We start from the raw sequence: 21497 nt of genomic DNA, 5'->3' as shown, positions 1-21497 counted from the left end.
GGCCCGCGGGCCGGTTTCTTGTCGAGAGACAGCGATCGGTCAGTCGTCGCCGCCCACGATGCCCAGCAGGCGCAGCAGGCTGGTGAAGATGTTGAATACGCTCAGGTAGATCGACAGGGTGGCGGTGACGTAGTTGGTCTCGCCGCCGTTGACGATGCGCTGCACGTCATACAGGATGAAGGCCGAGAAGATGCCGATCGCCAGGACCGAGATCACGATCGACATCACCGACATCTGCAGGAAGATGTTGGCGACGACGGCCAGCAGCAGGACGACGACGCCGGCCATCAGCCAGCTGCCCATGCCCGAGAAATCGCGCTTGGTGGTGGTGGCGATGCTGGCCATCACGGCGAACACGGCGGCGGTGCCGCCGAAGGCGGTCATGATCAGGCTGGCGCCGTTCGAGTAATTGAGCGTGTGGGTCAGCAGCGGCGCCAGCATCAGGCCCATGAAGAAGGTGAAGCCGAGCAGCAGGGCGACGCCCAGGCTGGAATCCTTGTTCTTCTGGATGGCCCACATGAAGCCGAAAGCGATCGCGAGGAAGATCACGAAGCCCATGATGCCGGTGAAGGCGATGCCCAGGGACATGCCGGCAACCGCGCCGAGCACGGTAGGAATCATCGACAGCGCCAGCAGCCAATACGTGTTGCGTAACACTTTGTTACGCGTGGCCTGACCACCCTTGCTCAGGTCGATGGTACTTTGCTGTTGGGTACTAGGGTACATATAGTGCCTCCGGTTTAGATAAATGGTACGTGCGAGTGCTACGCAAGGTACGTCACGTTGATCCTAACTCATTTTTCTTAACTGAAGATGAAGAACAGATCACATTGGACGGACTTTTGCCGCCACTGTAACACCATGCTTGCCACTACCGCAATATCGGAGATCCGGGGCAGGTATGGTAAAATTGAAGGTTGATTGAGTCTCAAAGTTCACGCGAATTTCTCAGTTCATAACCTTTCACTTATTGGAGTTTTCTCATGGCAATCGAACGCACCCTGTCCATCATCAAGCCGGACGCAGTTGCAAAAAACGTGATCGGCAAGATCTATAGCCGTTTCGAAGAAGCCGGCCTGAAGATCGTGGCTGCCCGCATGGTGCAACTGTCGCGCGCTGAAGCCGAAGGCTTCTACGCAGTGCACGCCGCGCGTCCGTTCTTCAAGGACCTGGTCGACTTCATGATCTCGGGGCCGGTGATGATCCAGGTGCTGGAAGGCGAAGGCGCGATCCTGAAAAACCGCGACCTGATGGGCGCTACCGATCCGAAGAAAGCCGACGCCGGCACCATCCGCGCCGACTTCGCCGACTCGATCGACGCCAATGCCGTCCACGGTTCGGACGCTGCCGAAACCGCGGCTGTGGAAATCGCTTACTACTTCCCGGCGCTGAACGTCTACTCGCGTTAATTAGTAAGGGGGAGCGCAGTCCGGGCGTTCCCCGGTGTACTTCCCCGGACTAATTTAAATGAGTAACCCGCTTGCCCGCAGCCCAGGGCTGGCGCAAGCGGGTTCAGGAATATAGGATTACATCATGACTACTCTCACCAATTTGCTGGACTTTGATCCCGCGCAACTCGTCGCCTACTGCGCCGACTTGGGTGAGAAACCGTTCCGCGCCAAGCAGTTGCAACGCTGGATCCACCAGTTCGGAGCAAGCGACTTCGACAGCATGACCGACCTGGCCAAGTCGCTGCGCGAAAAGCTCAGGTCGCGCGCCGAAGTGCGTGCGCCGGCCATCGTGAGCGACAAGACGGCCAGCGACGGCACCCGCAAATGGCTGGTCGACGTCGGCAACGGCAACGCGGTCGAGACCGTGTTCATTCCGGAAGAAAACCGCGGCACGCTGTGCATCTCCACGCAAGCCGGCTGCGCCGTCAACTGCCGTTTCTGCTCGACCGGCAAGCAGGGCTTCAACCGCAACCTGACGGTCGCCGAGATCATCGGCCAGCTGTGGATGGCCGAGTTCGAGCTGCGCCGCACCAAGGGCATCGAGCCGGGTCCGAAAGGCGAGCGCCAGATCACCAACGTGGTGATGATGGGCATGGGCGAGCCGCTGCTGAACTACGAGCCGACCGTCACCGCGCTCAAGATGATGCTCGACGATAACGCCTACGGCCTGTCGCGCCGCCGCGTGACCCTGTCGACCTCGGGCGTGGTGCCGAATATCGACAAGCTGTCGCAGGACGTGCCGGTCGCCATGGCCGTGTCGCTGCACGCCTCGAACGATGCGCTGCGCGACATCCTGGTGCCCCTCAATAAAAAATACCCGCTGCGCGAGCTGATGGCCGCCTGCAAGCGTTATCTCGAATTCGCGCCGCGCGACTTCATCACCTTCGAGTACTGCATGCTCGACGGCTTCAACGACAGCGACGAGCATGCGCGCGAATTGATCGCGCTGGTGAACGATCCGGTGGTCGGCGTGAACTGCAAGTTCAACCTGATCCCGTTCAATCCCTTCCCCGAGTCGGGCCTGACCCGCTCCAAGAACCCGCGCATCAAGGCCTTCGCCGAAGTCCTGATGAACGCCGGCATCGTGACCACCGTGCGCAAGACGCGCGGCGACGACATCGACGCCGCCTGCGGCCAGCTGGCGGGCGAGGTCAAGGACCGCACCCGGGTGGCCGAGCGCATGGAAAAGATGGCCGAGTACCAGAAGAAATTCGGCGCCGACTTCGGCCGCATCGTGGAGATCCCGACCTGATGAAATTCGCCGCCGCCTGGCTCGCATCCGCATCGATCCTGTCCCTCGTTGTGCTGGCCGGCTGCGCCGGCACGGGGCCGGGCGGCGCGGCGACGACGCGCGGCGGCGAACTCAGGACCGCCTCGGACCAGACCGCGCTGGAAAAGCGCGCCTCGATCCGGGTGCAGCTGGCGGTCGGCTACTACCAGGAGGGCAAGCACGAGATCGCCCTCGACGAAGTCAAGCAGGCGCTGGCGGCCGATCCGAACTACGCCGACGCCTATGGCCTGCGGGCCCTGATCTATACGTCGATGGGGCAGTTCCCGCTGGCCGACGAGAACCATCGCCACGCGCTGCGCCTCGAACCGGGCAATCCCGAGTTCGCGAACAACTACGGCACCTTCCTGTGCCAGTCGGTGAACCGGCCGCTCGAGGCGCTGCGGTATTTCGATGCCGCCCTCAAGAATCCCGCCTACCAGACGCCGCTCTCCGCGCTGATCAATGCGGGCGCGTGCAGCATCAAGAACCGGAATCTCGACGCGGCCGAGCGCTACCTGCTCGAGGCCCTGCGCTTGAGCCCGGCGCTGCCGGCCGTGAATGCCGGCCTGGCGCGGGTGTACTACGAGCGGCGCGACATGCAGCGCGCCGGTTTTTTCGTGAATCGCCTGATCGAGACGGCCAGCATCGAGGCACTGCCGGCCGACGCGCTCTGGCTCGCGCTGCGCGTACAGCGCCATCTGGGCGACCGGACCCATGAAGCGACGCTCGCGGCCCAGCTGCGCCGGCGCTTCCCCGGTTCGCCCGAATACGCGGCATTCGAGCGCGGCGCTTTCGACGAGTAGGCACGAAGACAAGCTCAACTAGAAGCTCACACGGACAAGGACGAGGACAATGAACGAGCAAGCAGATCAGCCGGCTACGCCGGGCAACCAGCCCGGCATCCCTGGCAAGACCCTGCAATCCCAGCGCGAAGCGATGGGCTGGAGTGTGGAACAGGTGGCGGACCAGCTGAAGCTGGCGCCGCGCCAGGTAGTGGCGCTGGAAGCGGGCGATTACGCCGCGCTGCCGAGCCCGGCCGTGACACGCGGCTTCGTGCGGGTCTATGCCAAGCTGCTCAAGATCGACGCCGCGCCGCTGGTATCGATGATCGAGTTGAACATGCCGCCGGAAGCCCAGGCAGGCGCTCCCGTCAACACCAGCGCCGTGCGCCGCGAACAGCGGCCGGCCACGTTTTCCCAGACCCGTTTCCCGATCGCCGGCCGCCGCAACCGCCTGCCGCTGGGCTGGATCGTGGCCGCCGTGGTGGCGGCCGGCGCCGCCGTCGCGGCCTGGCAGTTCGACCTGATTCCAAGCCTGCAGCGCGATGGCGCGACGGGTGACCCCATGGTGCTGGACAACCCGGCCGCCGGCGTCGTTGCCCCGGGCGCGACCGCGCCGGGCGCGGCGCCCGCGCCTGACGCCCACCCGGGCCTGCTCAATCCATCGGTGCCGTTGATCTCGGTGCCGGCGCCGGCCGGCGAAGGTGCGCCGCCGGCGGCAGCGCCCGGTTCCACGCCGGCCACTCCAGGGGGCGCCCCGGCGGGCACCCCGGCGGCCGCCCCGACCGCCCCGGCGCCGGCCGTGCAGCCGCCGGCCAGCGCGCCGGTGGGAACGCCGAGCGCCGCGGCGCCGGGCGCGACGCTGGCCCCGGGCGTCTCGACCGCCGCCGCAGCGGTCACCGCCGTGGCGCCCGCCGCCGGCGCCAACACCCTGGTGCTGAACGTGCGCGAGGATTCCTGGATCGAAGTGCGCCCGAGCGCCGGCGGCCGTCCCCTGATCTCGCGCCTGGTCAAGGGCGGCAGCACCGAGTCGGTCGAGCTGACCGGTCCGGCGACCCTGGTGGTCGGCGCCCCCGGCGGCGTCAGCGCGACCCTGCGCGGCGCCGAGGTCGCGCTGCCGCAGCAGTCGGGTCGGACCATTGCGCGCGTGGCGCTGAAATAAGTTGAAGCTGGAATACATCACATGAACTCGTTGAACGAAGACCGCACCTCTCAGCCTGCGCCGGCCGCAGCAATACCATCCGGCCCGCTTGCGCGCCGCGCCAGCCGCAAGGTCCTGGTGGCCAATGGCGAGCGCAAGGTCTGGGTGGGCGGCGACGCCCCGGTGGTGGTGCAGTCGATGACCAACACCGACACCGCCGACGCGATCGGCACCGCGATCCAGGTCAAGGAACTGGCGCGCGCCGGTTCCGAGATCGTGCGCATCACGGTCGATACGCCGGCTGCGGCGGCGGCCGTGCCGGCGATCCGCGAACAGCTCGACCGCATGGAAGTCGACGTGCCGCTGGTGGGCGACTTCCACTACAACGGCCACCTGCTGCTGCGCGACTATCCGGAATGCGCGCGGGCGCTGTCGAAATACCGGATCAATCCGGGCAATGTGGGGCAGGGCGCCAAGCGCGACACCCAGTTCGCCCAGATGATCGAGATCGCCGCCAAATATGACAAGCCGGTCCGCATCGGCGTCAACTGGGGTAGTCTCGACCAGTCGCTGCTGGCGCGCATCATGGACGAGAACGCCACGCGCGCCAATCCATGGAGCGCCCAGGCGGTGATGTACGAAGCCCTGATCACGTCGGCGATCGAGAACGCCGTGCGCGCCGAGGAAGTCGGCCTGGCGCGCGACAAGATCATCCTGTCCTGTAAAGTCTCGGGCGTGCAGGACCTGATCGCGGTTTACCGCGAACTGGCGCGCCGCTGCGACTATCCGCTGCACCTGGGCCTGACCGAGGCCGGGATGGGCAGCAAGGGCATCGTCGCCTCGACCGCGGCGCTGTCGGTGCTGCTGCAGGAAGGCATCGGCGACACCATCCGCATTTCGCTGACGCCGGAGCCGGGCGGCGACCGCACGCGGGAAGTCGTGGTCGGCCAGGAGATCCTGCAGACGATGGGCCTGCGCAAGTTCACCCCGATGGTGATCGCCTGCCCGGGTTGCGGCCGTACGACCTCGACCGTGTTCCAGGAGCTGGCCGACAACATCCAGAGCTTCTTGCGCGAGCAGATGCCGGAATGGAAGCAAACCTATCCGGGCGTGGAGGCGATGAACGTGGCCGTGATGGGCTGCATCGTCAACGGTCCGGGCGAATCGAAGCACGCGAACATCGGCATCAGCCTGCCGGGCACCGGCGAATCGCCGGCCGCGCCGGTATTCGTCGATGGCCAGAAATTCGCGACCCTGCGCGGCGAGCGCATCGTCGATGAGTTCAAGACCATCGTGCTCGATTATGTGAAGAAGAACTACAGCCGCGACGCGGTAACGCAATAAAATACGGCCACCGGCCCCGCTCGTCGTTCCCGCGAAGGCGGGAACCCAGTTTGCTTGCTGTACCACTGCACTGAGCAACTTGGGTTCCCGCCGTCGCGGGAACGACGGTGATTTGAGAGCTAACACTTATGTCCAAACCAGAAAAAATCGTCGCCATCAAAGGCATGAACGACATCCTGCCGCAAGATGCGCCGCTGTGGGAGCTGTTCGAGAACACCACCGAAACGATCCTGAAGAGCTACGGCTACCAGAAGATCGTGACGCCGATCGTCGAGCAGACCGGCCTGTTCGCGCGCGCCATCGGCGCCGTCACCGACATCGTCGAAAAGGAGATGTACTCCTTCGAGGATGCGATGAACGGCGACCAGTTGACCCTGCGTCCGGAAGGCACGGCCAGCGTCGTGCGCGCCGTGCTCGAGCACAACCTGGTCTACGACGGCCCGCGCCGCCTGTGGTACAAGGGCCCGATGTTCCGCCACGAGCGTCCGCAGCGCGGCCGCTATCGCCAGTTCTTCCAGTTTGGCGCCGAGGCGATCGGCTTCTCGGGCCCGGACATCGACGCCGAGATGATCATGATGTCGCGCCGCCTGTGGGATGACCTGGGCCTGCAGAACGTGCGTCTCGAGCTGAACTCGATCGGCAATGCCGAGGAGCGCAACCGCCACCGCGCCGACCTGATCGCCTACCTGGAACAGCATCAGGACCTCCTCGACGCCGAGGCCAAGCGCCGCCTGCACAGCAATCCGCTGCGCATCCTGGACACCAAGAACCCGGCGATGCAAGAGATGGTCAACGCCGCGCCGCGCCTGCTGGACTACCTGGGCGAAGAGTCGCTGGCCCACTTCAACGGCGTCAAGGCGCTCCTGGACAAGAACGCGGTGCAGTACACCGTCAACCCGCGCCTGGTGCGCGGCCTGGATTACTACAACCGCACCGTGTTCGAGTGGGTCACCGACGAGCTGGGCGCCCAGGGCACGATCTGCGCGGGCGGGCGCTACGATCCGCTGATCGAGACCTTCGGCGGCAAGCCGACCCCGGCGGTCGGGTTCGCGATGGGCATGGAACGCATCATCGAGCTGATGAAAGGGCTGGGCGAGCCGCATGAGCCGAACGTGTGCGACGTCTACATGGTCCACCAGGGAGAAGAGGCGCAGCTGCAGTCCTTCATCCTGGCCGAGCGGATTCGGGATGCCGGCCTGGATGTTGTGTTACATTGCGCAACGCCAACGGGTGCGGGCAGTTTCAAGAGCCAGATGAAGAAGGCCGACGGCAGCGGCGCCGCCTTTGCCGTCATCATCGGCCAGGACGAGATTGCGAACAATGCCGCGCAAGTGAAGACCATGCGCGGCGAAGTGGGCGAGCAGCAGCAGGCCGCCGTGCCGTTCGAGGAAGTGGTCGACTACCTGGTCGACCAGATCACCGGTGGCCACGACCACGATCACGACCACGATCACGTGCATTACCATCCGTAACCGGCGTCCGGCGCCGCCAATAAACCACTCACCACAAGAACACGCACATGGCATACGATCACCAGGAACAGGAACAGCTTGATTCCTTCAAGGCGTTCTGGTCGCAGTACGGCAACATCATCATCTGGGTCCTGATTCTCGCGCTCGGCTCCTTCGCCGCCTGGAATTACTGGCAGACGCACCAACGCAACAAGTCGGTCGAGGCGTCGGCGCTGTACGACGAGCTGCAGACGTCGCTGCTGGCGAACGACAATGCCAAGGTGCAGCGCGTGGCGAACGACATCCGCGCCAGGTACGAAGCGTCGGCCTACGCCCCGATGGCGGCCCTGGCCGCGGCCAAGACCGCCTTCGAGGCGAACGACCTCAAGACCGCCAAGGCGCAGCTGCAGTGGGCGGCCGAGCACGGCAACGACGAATACAAATCGATCGCCAACCTGCGCCTGGCCGGCGTGCTGCTGGACGAAAAGGCATTCGACGAAGCGCTGAAGGTATTGAACGGCACCTTCCTGCCGCAGTTCACCGCGGCAGTGAACGACCGCAAGGGCGACGTGCTGGTCGCGCAGAACAAGCTGAACGAGGCGCGCGCGGCCTATGTCGCGGCGATCGCCGCCATGGATCCGAATGCGCCGGGGCGTCAGCTGGTGCAGATCAAGCTGGAAGCGATCGGCGGCACCGTACCAGGCGACAAGAAAACGGAAGCAGCTGCCGAGCAAAAGGCAGCCGCGTAAACCTCCCCCATGAGAGGGCCCGCGCATGCCTGACGGCGGCGCGGGCCTTGCGTCCTCTATAGTCCAGGAACAAGGTAGAACAAAATGCGTATTTGCAGCAAGCTTGTTGGTGTCGGCGTACTGGCCCTGATGACGGGTTGCTCGACCCTCAATTCGCTCAATCCATTCGCGTCGGAAAAGAAGGGCGACCAGCCGGCCAAGCTGGTCGAACTCAAAGGCAGCATGGCCGTGCGTACCGCATGGAAACTTGATATCGGCAAGGCGCGCGGCTACACCTTCTCGCCTGCGCTGACCGGCAACACGGTGGTCGTGGCCGGCGCCGACGGCGCGATCGCGCGCGTCGAAGCCGAGAGCGGCAAGCAACTGTGGCGCATCAAGGCCGATACCGAACTCTCGGCCGGGGTCGGCACGGACGGCAACCTGATCGTGGTCGGCGCCGACAAGGGCCAGCTGCTGGCCTTCGACATGGATGGCAAGGCGCTGTGGAAGACCCAGCTGTCGAGCGAGATCCTGTCGGCGCCGGTGGTGTCGCAGGGCATCGTGGTAGCGCGCTCGATCGACAACCGCATCGTCGGCATCGACGCTGCCAACGGCAACAAGAAGTGGACCGTGCAAAAGGTCGCGCCGCCGCTCACCCTGCGCACTGCGCCGGGCCTGATCGTGGCCGGCAGCGACGTCATCGTGGCCCAGCCGGGCGGCAAGCTGTCGTCGTTGATCCTGGCCACCGGCGCGCCGCGCTGGGACGTCGAGGTGGGCGTCGCACGCGGCGCCACCGAACTGGAGCGCGTGACCGACATCGGCGGCGCCCCGGTGCTGTTCGAGAACGATGTGTGCGCTGTGTCCTACCAGGGCCGCGTCGGCTGCTTCGACCTGGTCACCGGTTCGGCCAAGTGGACCCGCGACCTGTCCTCCAGCGTCGGCGTCGCCGTCGATCAGCTGTACGTGTTCGCGCCGGACGACAAGGGCGCCGTGCATGCCTTCACCCGCGACACCGGTTCTTCGAGCTGGAAGAACGACAAGCTGGCCTTCCGCAACCTGTCGACCCCGCTGTCGTATGGCCGCGCCGTCGCGGTCGGCGACTTCGAGGGCTTCGTGCACTTCCTGTCGCGCGAGGACGGCTCTTTCCTGGCGCGCGCAGCGACCGACGGCAGCCCGATCATGGGCACGCCGCTGGTGGCCGGCACGAACCTGATTTTTCAAACACAAAATGGAACTGTGACCGCCATCGCGGTCGAATAGACTACAACATGAAGCCGGTAATCGCACTCGTAGGTCGTCCCAACGTCGGGAAATCGACCTTATTTAACCGCCTGACCCGTTCGCGTGACGCGCTGGTGGCCGACCTCCCTGGCCTGACACGCGACCGCCACTATGGCGAAGGCCGGATTGGCGAACGGCCTTTCCTGGTCATCGACACGGGCGGTTTCGAGCCGGTCGCCAAAGAAGGCATCATGCATGAAATGGCGCTGCAGACGCGCCAGGCCGTGGCCGAGGCCGACGTGGTCGTGTTCATCGTGGACGGCCGCCAGGGCCTGACCCCGCACGACAAGACCATCACCGACTTCCTGCGCAAGAGCAACCGCAAGGTCATGCTCGTGGTGAACAAGTCGGAAGGCATGAAGTACACCTCGGTCACCGCCGACTTCTATGAACTCGGCATGGGCGACCCCTACGTCATCTCCGCCGCCCATGGCGACGGCGTGCACGACCTGGTCAACGAAGCGCTCGACATGGCCTTCGAAGGCCGTCCGGAAGAGCCTGAAGAGCTCGAGCCGGCCGACCACGGCTTCAAGATCGCCATCGTCGGCCGTCCCAACGTCGGTAAGTCCACGTTGATCAACACCCTGGTCGGCGAGCAGCGCGTGATCGCCTTCGACATGCCGGGCACCACCCGCGACTCGATCGAAGTGCCGTTCGAACGCGACGGCAAGCGCTTCACGCTGATCGATACCGCCGGTATCCGCCGCCGCGGCAAGATCTTCGAAGCGATCGAGAAGTTCTCGGTGGTCAAGACCATGCAGTCGATCTCGGACGCCAATGTCGTGATCCTGCTGCTCGACGCCCAGCAGGATATTTCGGAGCAGGATGCGCACATCGCCGGCTTCATCCTGGAGTCGGGCAGGGCGCTGGTCGTGGCCGTGAATAAATGGGATGGCCTGCAGACGCAAGAGCGCGAAGAGGTCAAGATCGACCTCGACCGCAAGCTGGACTTCCTCAGTTTCGCCAAGACCCACTTCGTGTCGGCGCTGCGCGGCACCGGTGTGTCGCAGCTGATGAAGTCGGTCGAAGCGGCGTATGCCGCCGCCACCGCCAACCTGTCGACGCCGCGCCTGACGCGCGCGCTGCAAGAGGCGGTCGAGAAGCAAGAGCCGAAGCGTAAGGGTACGTCGCGTCCGAAAATGCGCTATGCCCACCAGGGCGGCCAGAACCCACCGATCATCGTCATCCACGGCAATGCCCTCGACGGCATTACCGAGCCGTACAAGCGTTATCTGGAGAAGCATTTCCGTGAGACGTTCAGCCTGGTCGGCACCCCGCTGCGGATCGAGCTGCGCAGCGGGAAAAACCCGTTTGCCAAGGATTGAATTGTCAGATTCGAGACAGTAGCAGTACGACAAAAACCCGCAAAACAGGTTACAGTAGGCTTAGGCTGCATTCGCTCAGGCGGAATATGGCTCTAGCTACTTGAAATCCGGCACATCGCCTCAAACTTTTAACTACAACAACATTACGGAGCTGTTATGAGCAACAAAGGGCAACTGTTACAAGACCCATTCCTCAACGCCTTGCGCAAGGAACACGTCCCTGTCTCGATCTACCTCGTCAACGGTATCAAACTCCAGGGCCACATCGAATCCTTCGACCAATACGTCGTTTTGCTTCGTAATACCGTGACCCAGATGGTCTATAAGCATGCCATTTCCACCGTCGTGCCGGCACGTGCCGTCAACCTTAACCTCGACTCCAACGAAGCCGAGTGAGGCCGATGGCTGACGCCCCCGGCACTCCCACCTTGCGCGCAGCGCTGGTCGGCATCGACTTCGGGACTGGCGACTTCAATGCCAGTCTCGAAGAACTGTCGCTGCTTGCGCGCTCCGCCGGCGCCGAACCGATCACCACGATCACGGCGAAGCGCAGCAGCCCGGACCCCGCGCATTTCGTCGGCAGCGGCAAGGCCGACGAAATCGCCCTCGACGCCAAGGCCCTTGGCGCCGAGATCGTCATCTTCAACCACGCTCTCTCTCCTGCCCAGCAGCGTAACCTGGAACGCCGTCTCCAGCTGCGCGTGATCGACCGCACCAGCCTGATCCTCGACATCTTCGCCCAGCGCGCCAAGAGCCACGAGGGTAAACTCCAGGTCGAGCTGGCCCAGCTGCAGCACCTGGCCACGCGCCTGATCCGCGGCTGGACCCACCTGGAACGTCAAAAGGGCGGTATCGGCCTGCGCGGTCCGGGTGAGACCCAGCTCGAGACCGACCGCCGGCTGATCGGCGAGCGCGTCAAGATGCTGCGCGCGCGGCTGGCCAAGCTGCGCAAGCAGCACGAGACCCAGCGCCGCCAGCGCGGCCGCAACAAGACGTTTTCTGTGTCGCTCGTCGGTTATACCAATGCCGGCAAGTCGACCCTGTTCAATACGCTGACCAAGGCCGGCGTGTACGTCGCGAACCAGCTGTTCGCGACCCTCGACACCACCAGCCGTCGCATGTACCTGAACGACGAGGTCGGCAGCGTCGTGATCTCGGACACCGTCGGTTTCGTGCGCGAACTGCCGCACCAGCTGGTGGCCGCGTTCCGCGCCACGCTCGAAGAAACCATCCATGCCGACCTCTTGCTGCACGTGGTCGACAGCGCGTCCCCGACGCGGATGGAGCAGGTCGAACAGGTCAATGAAGTCTTGCGCGAGATTGGCGCAGATCATGTTCCGCAAATTTTGGTGTGGAACAAGATCGATGCCGCCGGGCTGGAACCTGGGGTCGAGCGTGATGAGTATGATAAGATCAACCGGGTTTTCATCAGCGCCCACAGCGGCGCCGGCCTGGATCTGCTGCGTTCGGCAATTGCCGAGGCGGCCGCATCCGCGCCGGGTCGGGGCGGGTATGACAACCCAGAAAACGAAGAGCACGACGAAGCCTCCGGGCTCGCCGAGGATGACGCGTCGGTGGACGCGCACCCCGGCGGTCTTGCCGATAATATGCCAACTTCCACCCATGTCAGGCCCAACTAGCCTATGCTTGTTTCTCTACTAAAAAGATTCGGCGTCAAATTGTCGCTGAACGACCCACGCTGGGGACGCAACCCCGAAGACGACCGCAAGGCCCAGGATGGTCGCCGTCCCGGTGACGGTCCTCCCGACCTCGACCAGATGTGGCGCGACTTCAATGCGCGCCTGAACCGCATGTTCGGCGGCCGCGGCAACAACAACGGCGGCGGCGACAATGGCGGCCCGCGCGGCGAAATGCGCGGCGCCGGCATCGGCGCCGGCGTGATCGCCGTCATCGTCGGCTTCATCTGGCTCGCCAGCGGCGCCTTCATCGTGCAAGAGGGCCAGGTCGGCGTTGTGACCACCTTCGGCAAATACAGCCACTCGACCACGCCGGGCTTCAACTGGCGCTGGCCGTATCCGTTCCAGGCCCACGAGACCGTCAACACCTCGCAGATCCGCACTGCCGAGATCGGGTACCGGGCGAACGTGCGCAACAAGCAGCCGCAAGAATCGCTGATGCTGACCGATGACGAAAACATCATCGACATCCAGTTCGCGGTGCAGTACACGCTGAAGGATCCGGTCGCCTGGCTGTTCAACAACCGCGACCAGGACGACAGCGTGCGCCAGATCGCCGAGACGGCGATCCGCGAAGTGGTCGGCCGCAACAAGATGGACTTCGTCCTGTACGAAGGCCGCGAGAAGGTCGCCGCCGACGTGCATTCGATGATGCAGTCGATCGCCGACCGCTATGCGCTGGGCGCCCTGATCACCAACGTCACGATGCAGGGCGTGCAGCCGCCGGAACAGGTGCAGAGCGCCTTCGACGACGCCGTGCGCGCCGGCCAGGACCGCGCCCGCGCCCGCAATGAAGGTGAAGCGTACGCCAACCAGATCATTCCGCAGGCGCGCGGCCAGGCCTTCCGCCTGCAGCAGGACGCCGAAGCCTACCGCTCGATGGTGGTCGAGAATGCGACCGGTAACGCGTCGCGCTTCGACCAGGTGGTGGCCGCCTATGCGCGCGCTCCGGCCGTGACCCGCGACCGCATGTACATCGACACCATGCAGCAGATCTTCACCAGCACCACCAAGGTGTTGGTCGACTCGCGCGCCAACAACAACATGCTGTACCTGCCGCTCGACAAGCTGATGCAGCAGCAGGCGGCCAACGATGCCCAGGTCGGCAGCAAATCCGGTCCGGTGCAGTTGCAGCCGAACGGCCAGCCGGCCGAAGTGACCCAGGCCATGGAAGCGGTGCGCCAGCGAGACGAGCGCACCCGTGATACCTCACGCGACAGGGAGACCCGCTGATGAACCGCCTCGTAACTATTTTCGTCGCGGGCTTCATCGCACTGATGCTGCTGTCGTCCACGATCTTCGTCGTCGACCAGCGCCGCTTCGCGATCGTGTTCGCGCTCGGCCAGGTCAAGGAAGTGATCTCCCAGCCGGGCCTGCACTTCAAGCTGCCGCCGCCGTTCCAGAACGTGATCTACCTGGACAAGCGCATCCTCACGCTGGACACGCCCGACGCCGACCGTTTCATCACGGCCGAGAAGAAGAACATCCTGGTCGATGCCTTCATGAAATGGCGCATCGAGGATCCGCGCCTGTACTACGTCAGCTTCGGTGGTGACGAAAGCCGTGCGCGCGACCGCATGTCGCAGATCATCAAGGCGGCGCTGAACGACGAGATCACCAAGCGCACCGTGCGCGAAGTGATTTCCGGCGAGCGCGCCGCGGTGATGGCGGCGGTGCAGGCCAAGGTCGTGGCCGAGGCAAAAGAGATCGGCGTCGGCATCGTCGACGTGCGCCTCAAGCGCGTGGATTACATCGAGCAGATCAACAACTCGGTGTACGAACGCATGCGCGCCGAGCGCGTTCGCGTCGCCAACGAGCTGCGCTCGACCGGCGCCGCCGAGTCCGAGCAGATCCGCGCAGACGCCGACCGCCAGCGCACCGTGATCATCGCCGAAGCCTTCCGCGACGCAGAGAAGGTCAAGGGCGACGGCGACGCGAAAGCCTCGGCCATCTACGCCGAAGCGTTCGGCAAGAACCCGGAATTCGCCCGCTACTACCGTTCGCTCGAAGCCTACCGCGCCAGCTTCAAGGACCGCAGCGATGTGCTGGTGGTGGACCCGAGCTCGGAGTTCTTCAAGTACTTCAAGCAGCCGGCGGCGACGGGTCGTTAAACCGCGTAGCCAGCCACTGCCCAGGACGGGCTCCCGCCACACGGGAGCCCGTTTTTCATGGGATGCGCCAACATGTATAGGCATCCCGGGCGTGGCAGATTGTCAACCCGAGAAGCTGTCGAACCAGCATTGCCTGCCTCACCTGCGCTGTTTTCGGGTAAAATCACCGATTCGGCGTTCGCGCCATGCGCTGGCACGCCCGTCGTTGCCCTTGCCGGTCGCAGCTAATTATCCCAACTCCCATCTGTTGCCCATGCCGAACTGGCTATTGCCTGAGAATATTGCCGATGTCTTGCCGTCCGAAGCGCGCAAGATCGAAGAGCTGCGCCGCCTGATGCTCGATAACTTCCGGCTCTACGGCTACGAACTGGTCATGCCGCCGCTGCTCGAATACACCGAGTCGCTGCTGGCAGGCGCCGGTGAAGATACCGACCTCAAGACCTTCAAGGTGGTCGACCCGCTGTCGGGCCGTCTGCTCGGCCTGCGCGCCGACATGACCACGCAGGTGGCGCGCATCGACGCGCACCTGCTGAACCGCGAATCGATCACCCGCCTGTGCTACGCCGGCAGCGTCCTGCATACCCGTCCGTCCGGCCTGCACGCGACCCGCGAGCCGGTGCAGATCGGCGCCGAGATCTATGGCCATGCCGGCCTGGAAGCCGACGCCGAGATCCAGGAACTGGCCCTCGGCTCGCTGGCCCTGGCGGGCTTCACCAACGTGCGCCTGGACCTGGCCCACGTCGGCGTGCTGCGCGCCCTGCTGGCCGAAGACCCGCTCGCCAAACGCGACGAGGCCCAGATCCATTGCCTGCTGCGCGCCAAGGATGCGCCGGGCCTGGACGAGATCTCGCTGAACTATTCCCCGCAGACCCGCCAGGCGCTGCTGGCGCTGCCGCACCTGTACGGCGACGTCGAGGTGCTGGCCAGGGCGCGCGAACAGCTGCCGGCGCTGCCCGGCATCGCGCGCGCGCTGGCCGAACTGGCGGCGCTGGCGGCCGGCGGCATCGGGCGCGCCGACGTGGCGATCGACCTGGCCGACCTGCGCGGCTACCAGTACGAAAGCGGCGCCATGTTCGCGCTGTACGTGCTGGGCCTGCCCAACGCGGTCGCCAGGGGTGGGCGCTACGATCACGTGGGCGAGGCCTTCGGACGCGCGCGTCCGGCGACCGGCTTCTCGCTCGACCTGCGCGAACTGGCCCGGCTGCTGCCGCTGGCCGAGCGCAAGCATTCCATCCGCGCGCCATGGGGCAATGCACCCGAGCTGAAGGAAAAAATCGCTGACCTGCGCAAGGCAGGCGAAGTCGTGATCCAGAGCATGCCTGGTCACGACAATATTCAGGACGAGTTCGAGTGCGACCGCGTGCTCGTCCTCGAAAACGGAAATTGGATTCTCAAAAACTTAGGTTAAGTGATGTCAAATACTAACGTGGCAAAGAACGTCGTTGTCATCGGCACCCAGTGGGGCGATGAAGGCAAAGGGAAGATCGTCGATTGGCTCACCGACCACGCCGCTGGCGTGGTGCGTTTCCAGGGCGGCCATAATGCTGGTCACACCCTGGTGATCAAGGGCCAGAAGACCGCGCTGCAGCTGATCCCGTCGGGCATCATGCGCGAAGGCGTGGCCTGCTACATCGGCAACGGCGTCGTGGTCTCGGTGCCGGACGTGATGCGCGAGATCGACAAGCTGCAGGCCGCCGGCATCGAAGTGGTATCGCGCCTGAAGATCTCCGAGGCGTGCCCGATCATCCTGCCTTACCACGTCGCCATCGACAAGGCGCGCGAAGCCAAGCGCGGCGACAACAAGATCGGCACCACCTGCAAGGGTATCGGCCCGGCGTACGAAGATAAAGTGGCGCGCCGCGCGATCCGTATCGCCGACCTGCTCAACGCCGAGCGCTTCGCCGAGAAGCTCAAGGAAAACCTGGACTACCACAACCATGTGCTGGTCAACTACCTGGGCGGCGAGGCGATCGACTTCCAGACCACCTACGACGATGCGATGGCCCTCGTGCCGCGCCTGCGTCCGATGGTGGCCGACGTGTCGTCGCTGCTGTACGCGGCCCACAAGCAGGGCGGCAAGCTGCTGTTCGAAGGCGCGCAGGGTTCGCTGCTCGACGTCGACCACGGCACCTATCCGTTCGTCACCTCGTCGAACTGCGTGGCCGGCAATGCCGCCGCCGGCGCCGGCGTCGGCCCGAACATGCTGCACTACATCCTGGGCATCACCAAGGCCTACACCACCCGCGTGGGTTCGGGCCCGTTCCCGGCCGAACTGCCGACCGACGCCGGCGTGGGCGAGCACCTGTCGCGCATCGGCCATGAATTCGGCACCGTGACCGGCCGCGCCCGCCGCTGCGGCTGGTTCGACGCCGCGCTGCTGCGCCGCTCGGTCCAGATCAACGGCGTGTCGGGCATGTGCCTGACCAAGCTCGACGTGCTGGACGGCATCGAGTCGCTGAAGCTGTGCACCGGCTACAAGCTCGACGGCCGCGACATCGACATCTTCCCGGTCGGCGCCGAAGATGCCGCCCGCTGCGAGCCGGTGTACGAAGAGATGCCGGGCTGGCGCGACTCCACCGTCGGCGCCAAGTCGATGGACGAGCTGCCGGCCAATGCCCGCGCCTACATCAAGCGCATCGAAGAACTGGTGGGCGTGCCGATCGACATGGTGTCGACCGGCCCGGACCGCGAAGAAACGATCGTCCTGCGTCACCCGTTTGCCGCATAACTAAAAACAATCTGGAGTAGAAGATGAATACCCCCGTATCGACCGACAAGGACCTGTGGGTCTCCTGGGATGAATACCACCGCCTGATCGAGCGCCTGGCGCTGCAGGTCTATGAATCGGGCTGGAAGTTCGACCAGGTGCTGTGCCTGGCGCGCGGCGGCGTGCGTCCTGGCGACGTGTTCTCGCGTATCTTCGACGTGCCGCTGGCGATCCTGTCGACCAGCTCGTACCGCGAAGAAGCCGGCACCAAGCAGGGCGACCTGGACATCTCGAAGTACATGACCATGACCAAGGGCCCGCTGTCCGGCCGCGTGCTGCTGGTCGACGACCTGGCCGATTCGGGCGTCACCCTGCGCAAAGTCAGCCAGCACCTGACCGAGAACTACAAGGACGTCACCGAAGTGAAGTCGGCGGTCATCTGGGTCAAGGGCACCTCGTCGATCCGTCCCGATTACTACCTGGACGACCTGCCGCACAATCCGTGGATCCACCAGCCGTTCGAAGAGTACGACGGCCTGCGCCCGCACCAGCTGGCGGCCTGGCTGAAGAAGTTCGAGAAGTAATTCGACCGGCACCATCGGCGCGAGACAGGGGAGGGCGAAAGCCTTTCCCTGTTTTTTTTATGGGCGTTGCCTGAACTGATAATATTGCGTCACTCCAACTTTTGGCATCCCAACAATAACAAGCCATGACCCAGAGCTTCTTCCAGACCTTCATCCTGCTCATCCTCGTGACCGATCCCTTCGGTAACGTTCCGCTATTCGCCGCCGCCCTGAAAGACACGCCGATCGAGCGCCGCAACAAGATCGTGATCCGCGAATGCGGCATCGCCTTCCTGCTGCTGCTGGTGTTCATGTTCTTCGGCAAGCACTTCCTCGAAGCGCTGCACCTGTCCCCCGTCGCGCTGCGCATCGGCGGCGCCGTCATCCTGCTGATGATCGCAATCCGCATGATCTTCCCGCACCCCGACGGCGTGCTGGGCAAGAGCGAAGGCGGCGAGCCCTTCATCGTGCCGCTGGCGATTCCCGCGCTGGCCGGCCCGTCGGCGCTGGCCACCGTGCTGTTGTTCTCGTCCACCGGCTTCACCGACACGATGGTGCATGTCGCCGCGCTGGCGGCCGTGGGCGTGGTCTGGCTGATGGTGTTCCTGAGCGCCGAGAAGCTGCAGCAGAAACTCGGTCCGCAGGTCATGACCGCCTTCGAGCGCCTGATGGGCCTGATCCTGACGGCGATGTCGATCGAAATGCTGCTGGGTGGTATCCGGGAGTTCGTGCAGACCCTGTGAGCGGGCGGCGGGCGGCAGGAGATACGCCGTCGCATTGACTCCCGTCAGATCGTCTTCGCGGCAATCAATCATCGTTTACTTCCGGATGTGCTCAGAGGGGGTCTCGATGAAATCCGTAATGCGTCTTGTTGCAGCAGTCCTGCTTGCAGCGGCAGTCGCCCTGCCGGCCAGCGCCAATATTGTCCGCGACGGCAGTTTTGAACTCGGCGATGGCGCGTGGGAACTGACCGAAGGCTGGTTTCTGGGAGACGCCGGCCGCGGCGCGCACAGTGGCGTGAACTCGCTCAGCACCGGCTGCCTGGGCCCCGGGTTCTCCTGCTTCGCCACCCAGGTCCTGCCGACGACGACCGGCCAGCGCTACGATCTGAGCTTCTGGCTGTATGCGGACGGCGTGATCGGCCCGGATGGCTTTCCGATATTTCAGTTCGATAATGGAGTCAGGGTAATGTTCGGGGACGCGCTGGCGACCGCCATCTACAACTTCCCGACCACGAACACGTCCACCGATATCCTGACGGGCGGCCCGTCCACGCAGGTCATCGTCCGCAACCTGCTGGCGACATCGACATCGACCATCCTGCAATTATCCGGCTACCACGATCCTTCGGGGATCTTCTTCGACGACGTCTCGGTCGAGCTGGCGGTCAGCCAGATCCCGGAGCCCGGAACCTTGTCGCTGGTCGGCATGGCGCTCGGCTGCCTTGGCCTGTGCAGGTGGCGGCGCGCACGCGCGACCTAGGCGGCAGGAAGTCGCGTTCCGGGCATCCGTGCGGGAGTCGTCGCCCAAATCTGGCACACTGTCGTGTACGCAGATTGTGCGCGACTCCCGGACCTTGAATGAAACAGGAACCAGCGACACCCTCCGAATGGCTGCCTTTCCTCAGCGGCGGCGGCATGATGGGCGCGATGATGCGCGCCCACGACTGGAGCGCGTCGTCCCTCGGGGCGCCACGCGAATGGCCGCAGGCGCTGCGCACGACGGTCGGCCTGATGCTCAACTCGAAGTTCCCCATGTTCGTCGCCTGGGGCGGCGAGCTCGGCTTCCTGTACAACGACTCCTACATGTCGATCTTGGGCGACAAGCACCCGGCCGCGCTCGGCGCGCGCTTCCATGATATCTGGGCCGAGATCTGGCATGACATCCATCCGCTGATCGTGCGCGCGCTCAAGGGCGAGGCCAGTTACATGGACCGCCTGCCGCTGCGCATGCGCCGCCATGGCTACGACGAAGATACCTGGTTCCGCTTTTCCTACTCTCCGGTGCGCGACGAGGACGGCACCGTCGCCGGCATGTTCTGCGCCTGCGTCGAGATGACCGGCGAGGTGCTGGCGCAGCGCTACCGCGAGGAAGAGAACCAGCGCCTGGTGACCCTGTTCGAGCAGGCGCCCGGCATCATCGCCGTGCTGCGCGGCCCGGACCACGTGTTCGAACTCACCAATCGTTCCTACCTGCAACTGGTCGGCCACCGCGCGCTGGTCGGCAAGGCCGCGCGCGACGCGCTGCCCGAGGTGCAGGGGCAGGGCTTCTTCGAGCTGCTCGACCACGTGTACCAGACCGGCCAGCCGTTCGTGGGCCACGCGGTGCCGCTGCGCGTGCAGCGTGACCCCAATGCGCCGCTGGAGGAGCGCTTCATCGACTTCGTCTACCAGCCGATCCGCGACCAGCACGGCAAAGTCTCGGGCATTTTCGTGGAAGGCAGCGACGTCACGGCGCGCAAGCGCATCGAGGACGAGCTGCGCGCCGCCAACCGCCAGAAGGACCAGTTCCTGGCGATGCTGGCGCACGAGCTGCGCAACCCGCTGGCGCCGATCGCGACGGCCGCCCAGCTGCTGCAGCGCGGCCAGCTGGACGCGCCCGGCATCCAGCGCGCCAGCGACATCATCGCGCGCCAGGCCCAGCACATGACGTCGCTGGTCAACGACCTGCTCGACGTCTCGCGCGTCACGCGCGGCCTGGTTACGATCACCAGGGAAGCGCTGGAGATGCGCGACATCGTGCTCGAGGCGGTGGAGCAGGTGCGTCCGCTGATCGATGCGCGGCGCCACGAACTGCGGTGCGAGATCGCAACGACCCCCTTGCGCGTGGAGGGCGACCGCACCCGCCTGATCCAGGTGGTGTCGAACATCCTGAACAATGCCGCCAAGTACACGGCGCCGGGCGGATGCCTGGTGCTCAGCGCGCGCGCCGAGTCGGACTCTGTGCGGGTAGCGGTGCGCGACAACGGACAGGGCATCGATCCGCCGATCCTGCCCTACATTTTCGATCTGTTCATCCAGGCCGAACGCACGCCCGACCGCTCGCAGGGCGGCCTCGGGCTCGGCCTGGCGCTGGTCAAGAGCCTGGCCATGCTGCATGGCGGACGGGTGGAGGCGCACAGCGCAGGCCTGGGCAAGGGCAGCGAGTTTGCGGTCTATCTGCCGTGCCTGGCCGAGGCGCCGGACGCGGGCCCACCGCCCCTCGACGTGCAGTCGCGCGGCGCGCGCGGGCTGAGGGTGCTGGTGGTCGACGATAACGTCGACGCGGCCCAGATGCTGGCGACGCTGCTCGAAATGAATGGATATGAGGTCGACATCGCCTACGATGGCCGGGACGCGCTGGCGAGCGCGGTGCAGGCGCCGCCGGACGTGGCCCTGCTCGACATCGGGCTGCCCGACATCGACGGCCATGAGCTGGCGCGCCGGTTGCGCGCGATGCCCGAGACCACCCAGGCGATGCTGGTGGCGCTGACGGGCTATGGGCAGGCGGAAGACCGGCAACTGGCGCACAACGCCGGATTCGATCATCACATGGTCAAGCCGGCGGACCTGGCGAAATTGCTGGAGTTGCTGGCGGGAGTGGCGACGCACAACGCCTGAGCCGAGCCGGGCGTTGCCTTGGTTGATAGCGCCAGCACGTCGTTCCCGCG

The 21497-nt window shown here is 64.9% G+C and carries 20 protein-coding genes; 19 read left to right on the top strand and 1 reads right to left on the bottom strand.

Features of this window, described 5'->3' with window-relative positions:
* Positions 1 to 39 precede the first annotated feature (39 nt).
* Positions 40 to 726: a Bax inhibitor-1/YccA family protein gene (locus tag ACZ9AQ_RS08205; RefSeq protein ID WP_429203267.1), complete on the bottom strand. Its 687-nt coding sequence runs from the start codon at positions 724 to 726 to the stop codon at positions 40 to 42.
* A gap of 257 nt (positions 727 to 983) precedes the next feature.
* Between ACZ9AQ_RS08205 and ndk the strand changes: the two genes are divergently transcribed.
* The 19 genes from ndk (at position 984) to ACZ9AQ_RS08110 (ending at position 21447) form a co-directional block, all read left to right on the top strand.
* Positions 984 to 1409 carry a nucleoside-diphosphate kinase gene (gene ndk, locus ACZ9AQ_RS08200; protein ID WP_005666240.1) on the top strand — a complete coding sequence of 142 codons (426 nt, stop codon included), beginning with the start codon at positions 984 to 986 and terminating at the stop codon, positions 1407 to 1409.
* Positions 1410 to 1533: 124 nt separating this feature from the next.
* Positions 1534 to 2703, top strand: a complete 1170-nt coding sequence (rlmN, locus tag ACZ9AQ_RS08195) for a dual-specificity RNA methyltransferase RlmN (protein ID WP_429203266.1) — start codon at positions 1534 to 1536, stop codon at positions 2701 to 2703.
* Entirely contained in the window at positions 2703 to 3524 is an 822-nt protein-coding gene (gene pilW, locus ACZ9AQ_RS08190) for a type IV pilus biogenesis/stability protein PilW (protein ID WP_429203265.1), read from the top strand. The genes rlmN and pilW overlap by 1 nt, the downstream gene beginning before the upstream one ends.
* A 49-nt stretch (positions 3525 to 3573) precedes the next feature.
* Entirely contained in the window at positions 3574 to 4662 is a 1089-nt protein-coding gene (locus ACZ9AQ_RS08185; protein ID WP_429203264.1) for a helix-turn-helix domain-containing protein, read from the top strand.
* A 21-nt stretch (positions 4663 to 4683) separates the two neighbouring features.
* On the top strand, positions 4684 to 5985 hold the full coding sequence (gene ispG / locus ACZ9AQ_RS08180; protein WP_429203263.1) for a flavodoxin-dependent (E)-4-hydroxy-3-methylbut-2-enyl-diphosphate synthase: 1302 nt from the start codon (positions 4684 to 4686) through the stop codon (positions 5983 to 5985).
* Between the two features lie 128 nt (positions 5986 to 6113).
* Positions 6114 to 7457 (top strand): histidine--tRNA ligase, encoded by a 1344-nt coding sequence (gene hisS, locus ACZ9AQ_RS08175; protein WP_429203262.1) that lies wholly within the window; start codon positions 6114 to 6116, stop codon positions 7455 to 7457.
* Between the two features lie 47 nt (positions 7458 to 7504).
* A complete protein-coding gene (locus ACZ9AQ_RS08170; RefSeq protein WP_429203261.1) occupies positions 7505 to 8185 on the top strand; it encodes a YfgM family protein in 681 nt (226 codons plus the stop codon).
* 84 nt (positions 8186 to 8269) lie between these two features.
* Positions 8270 to 9424: an outer membrane protein assembly factor BamB gene (bamB, locus tag ACZ9AQ_RS08165; protein ID WP_429203260.1), complete on the top strand. Its 1155-nt coding sequence runs from the start codon at positions 8270 to 8272 to the stop codon at positions 9422 to 9424.
* Positions 9425 to 9432: 8 nt separating this feature from the next.
* Entirely contained in the window at positions 9433 to 10770 is a 1338-nt protein-coding gene (der, locus tag ACZ9AQ_RS08160) for a ribosome biogenesis GTPase Der (RefSeq protein ID WP_429203259.1), read from the top strand.
* 156 nt (positions 10771 to 10926) lie between these two features.
* The gene (gene hfq, locus ACZ9AQ_RS08155; protein ID WP_005666255.1) at positions 10927 to 11166 is read left to right on the top strand and encodes an RNA chaperone Hfq; all 240 of its coding nucleotides are present in this window, start codon (positions 10927 to 10929) and stop codon (positions 11164 to 11166) included.
* A gap of 32 nt (positions 11167 to 11198) precedes the next feature.
* On the top strand, positions 11199 to 12410 hold the full coding sequence (hflX, locus tag ACZ9AQ_RS08150; protein ID WP_429203382.1) for a GTPase HflX: 1212 nt from the start codon (positions 11199 to 11201) through the stop codon (positions 12408 to 12410).
* Between the two features lie 3 nt (positions 12411 to 12413).
* Positions 12414 to 13700: an FtsH protease activity modulator HflK gene (gene hflK, locus ACZ9AQ_RS08145; RefSeq protein ID WP_429203258.1), complete on the top strand. Its 1287-nt coding sequence runs from the start codon at positions 12414 to 12416 to the stop codon at positions 13698 to 13700.
* Complete coding sequence (gene hflC / locus ACZ9AQ_RS08140) at positions 13700 to 14578, top strand: protease modulator HflC (protein ID WP_429203257.1); 879 nt, start codon at positions 13700 to 13702, stop codon at positions 14576 to 14578. Before hflK ends, hflC begins: the two co-directional genes overlap by 1 nt.
* A 253-nt stretch (positions 14579 to 14831) precedes the next feature.
* On the top strand, positions 14832 to 15986 hold the full coding sequence (locus ACZ9AQ_RS08135) for an ATP phosphoribosyltransferase regulatory subunit (protein WP_429203256.1): 1155 nt from the start codon (positions 14832 to 14834) through the stop codon (positions 15984 to 15986).
* Positions 15987 to 15989: 3 nt separating this feature from the next.
* Positions 15990 to 17306, top strand: a complete 1317-nt coding sequence (locus tag ACZ9AQ_RS08130; RefSeq protein ID WP_429203255.1) for an adenylosuccinate synthase — start codon at positions 15990 to 15992, stop codon at positions 17304 to 17306.
* A 23-nt stretch (positions 17307 to 17329) separates the two neighbouring features.
* Positions 17330 to 17869 (top strand): phosphoribosyltransferase, encoded by a 540-nt coding sequence (locus ACZ9AQ_RS08125; protein ID WP_429203254.1) that lies wholly within the window; start codon positions 17330 to 17332, stop codon positions 17867 to 17869.
* A gap of 125 nt (positions 17870 to 17994) precedes the next feature.
* Entirely contained in the window at positions 17995 to 18591 is a 597-nt protein-coding gene (locus tag ACZ9AQ_RS08120) for a MarC family protein (RefSeq protein ID WP_429203253.1), read from the top strand.
* A 106-nt stretch (positions 18592 to 18697) separates the two neighbouring features.
* Positions 18698 to 19330 carry a PEP-CTERM sorting domain-containing protein gene (locus tag ACZ9AQ_RS08115; RefSeq protein WP_429203252.1) on the top strand — a complete coding sequence of 211 codons (633 nt, stop codon included), beginning with the start codon at positions 18698 to 18700 and terminating at the stop codon, positions 19328 to 19330.
* A 98-nt stretch (positions 19331 to 19428) separates the two neighbouring features.
* Positions 19429 to 21447, top strand: a complete 2019-nt coding sequence (locus ACZ9AQ_RS08110; RefSeq protein ID WP_429203251.1) for a hybrid sensor histidine kinase/response regulator — start codon at positions 19429 to 19431, stop codon at positions 21445 to 21447.
* The last annotated feature ends 50 nt before the right edge of the window (positions 21448 to 21497 follow it).

This window comes from Massilia sp. UYP34, assembly GCF_056279385.1.
Note: the sequence above shows the minus strand (reverse complement) of the source record. Positions and strands in the feature narration are given on the sequence as shown.

Coding starts and splice junctions, on each gene's coding strand:
- hflK (WP_429203258.1), top strand. CDS start 12,414: ATGCTTGTTTCTCTACTAAAAAGATTCGGCGTCAAATTGTCGCTGAAC.
- ACZ9AQ_RS08135 (WP_429203256.1), top strand. CDS start 14,832: ATGCCGAACTGGCTATTGCCTGAGAATATTGCCGATGTCTTGCCGTCC.
- hflC (WP_429203257.1), top strand. CDS start 13,700: ATGAACCGCCTCGTAACTATTTTCGTCGCGGGCTTCATCGCACTGATG.
- hfq (WP_005666255.1), top strand. CDS start 10,927: ATGAGCAACAAAGGGCAACTGTTACAAGACCCATTCCTCAACGCCTTG.
- ACZ9AQ_RS08110 (WP_429203251.1), top strand. CDS start 19,429: ATGAAACAGGAACCAGCGACACCCTCCGAATGGCTGCCTTTCCTCAGC.
- ACZ9AQ_RS08185 (WP_429203264.1), top strand. CDS start 3,574: ATGAACGAGCAAGCAGATCAGCCGGCTACGCCGGGCAACCAGCCCGGC.
- ACZ9AQ_RS08120 (WP_429203253.1), top strand. CDS start 17,995: ATGACCCAGAGCTTCTTCCAGACCTTCATCCTGCTCATCCTCGTGACC.
- pilW (WP_429203265.1), top strand. CDS start 2,703: ATGAAATTCGCCGCCGCCTGGCTCGCATCCGCATCGATCCTGTCCCTC.
- ACZ9AQ_RS08125 (WP_429203254.1), top strand. CDS start 17,330: ATGAATACCCCCGTATCGACCGACAAGGACCTGTGGGTCTCCTGGGAT.
- ACZ9AQ_RS08130 (WP_429203255.1), top strand. CDS start 15,990: ATGTCAAATACTAACGTGGCAAAGAACGTCGTTGTCATCGGCACCCAG.
- der (WP_429203259.1), top strand. CDS start 9,433: ATGAAGCCGGTAATCGCACTCGTAGGTCGTCCCAACGTCGGGAAATCG.
- bamB (WP_429203260.1), top strand. CDS start 8,270: ATGCGTATTTGCAGCAAGCTTGTTGGTGTCGGCGTACTGGCCCTGATG.
- hisS (WP_429203262.1), top strand. CDS start 6,114: ATGTCCAAACCAGAAAAAATCGTCGCCATCAAAGGCATGAACGACATC.
- rlmN (WP_429203266.1), top strand. CDS start 1,534: ATGACTACTCTCACCAATTTGCTGGACTTTGATCCCGCGCAACTCGTC.
- ispG (WP_429203263.1), top strand. CDS start 4,684: ATGAACTCGTTGAACGAAGACCGCACCTCTCAGCCTGCGCCGGCCGCA.
- ACZ9AQ_RS08115 (WP_429203252.1), top strand. CDS start 18,698: ATGAAATCCGTAATGCGTCTTGTTGCAGCAGTCCTGCTTGCAGCGGCA.
- ACZ9AQ_RS08205 (WP_429203267.1), bottom strand. CDS start 726: ATGTACCCTAGTACCCAACAGCAAAGTACCATCGACCTGAGCAAGGGT.
- ACZ9AQ_RS08170 (WP_429203261.1), top strand. CDS start 7,505: ATGGCATACGATCACCAGGAACAGGAACAGCTTGATTCCTTCAAGGCG.
- ndk (WP_005666240.1), top strand. CDS start 984: ATGGCAATCGAACGCACCCTGTCCATCATCAAGCCGGACGCAGTTGCA.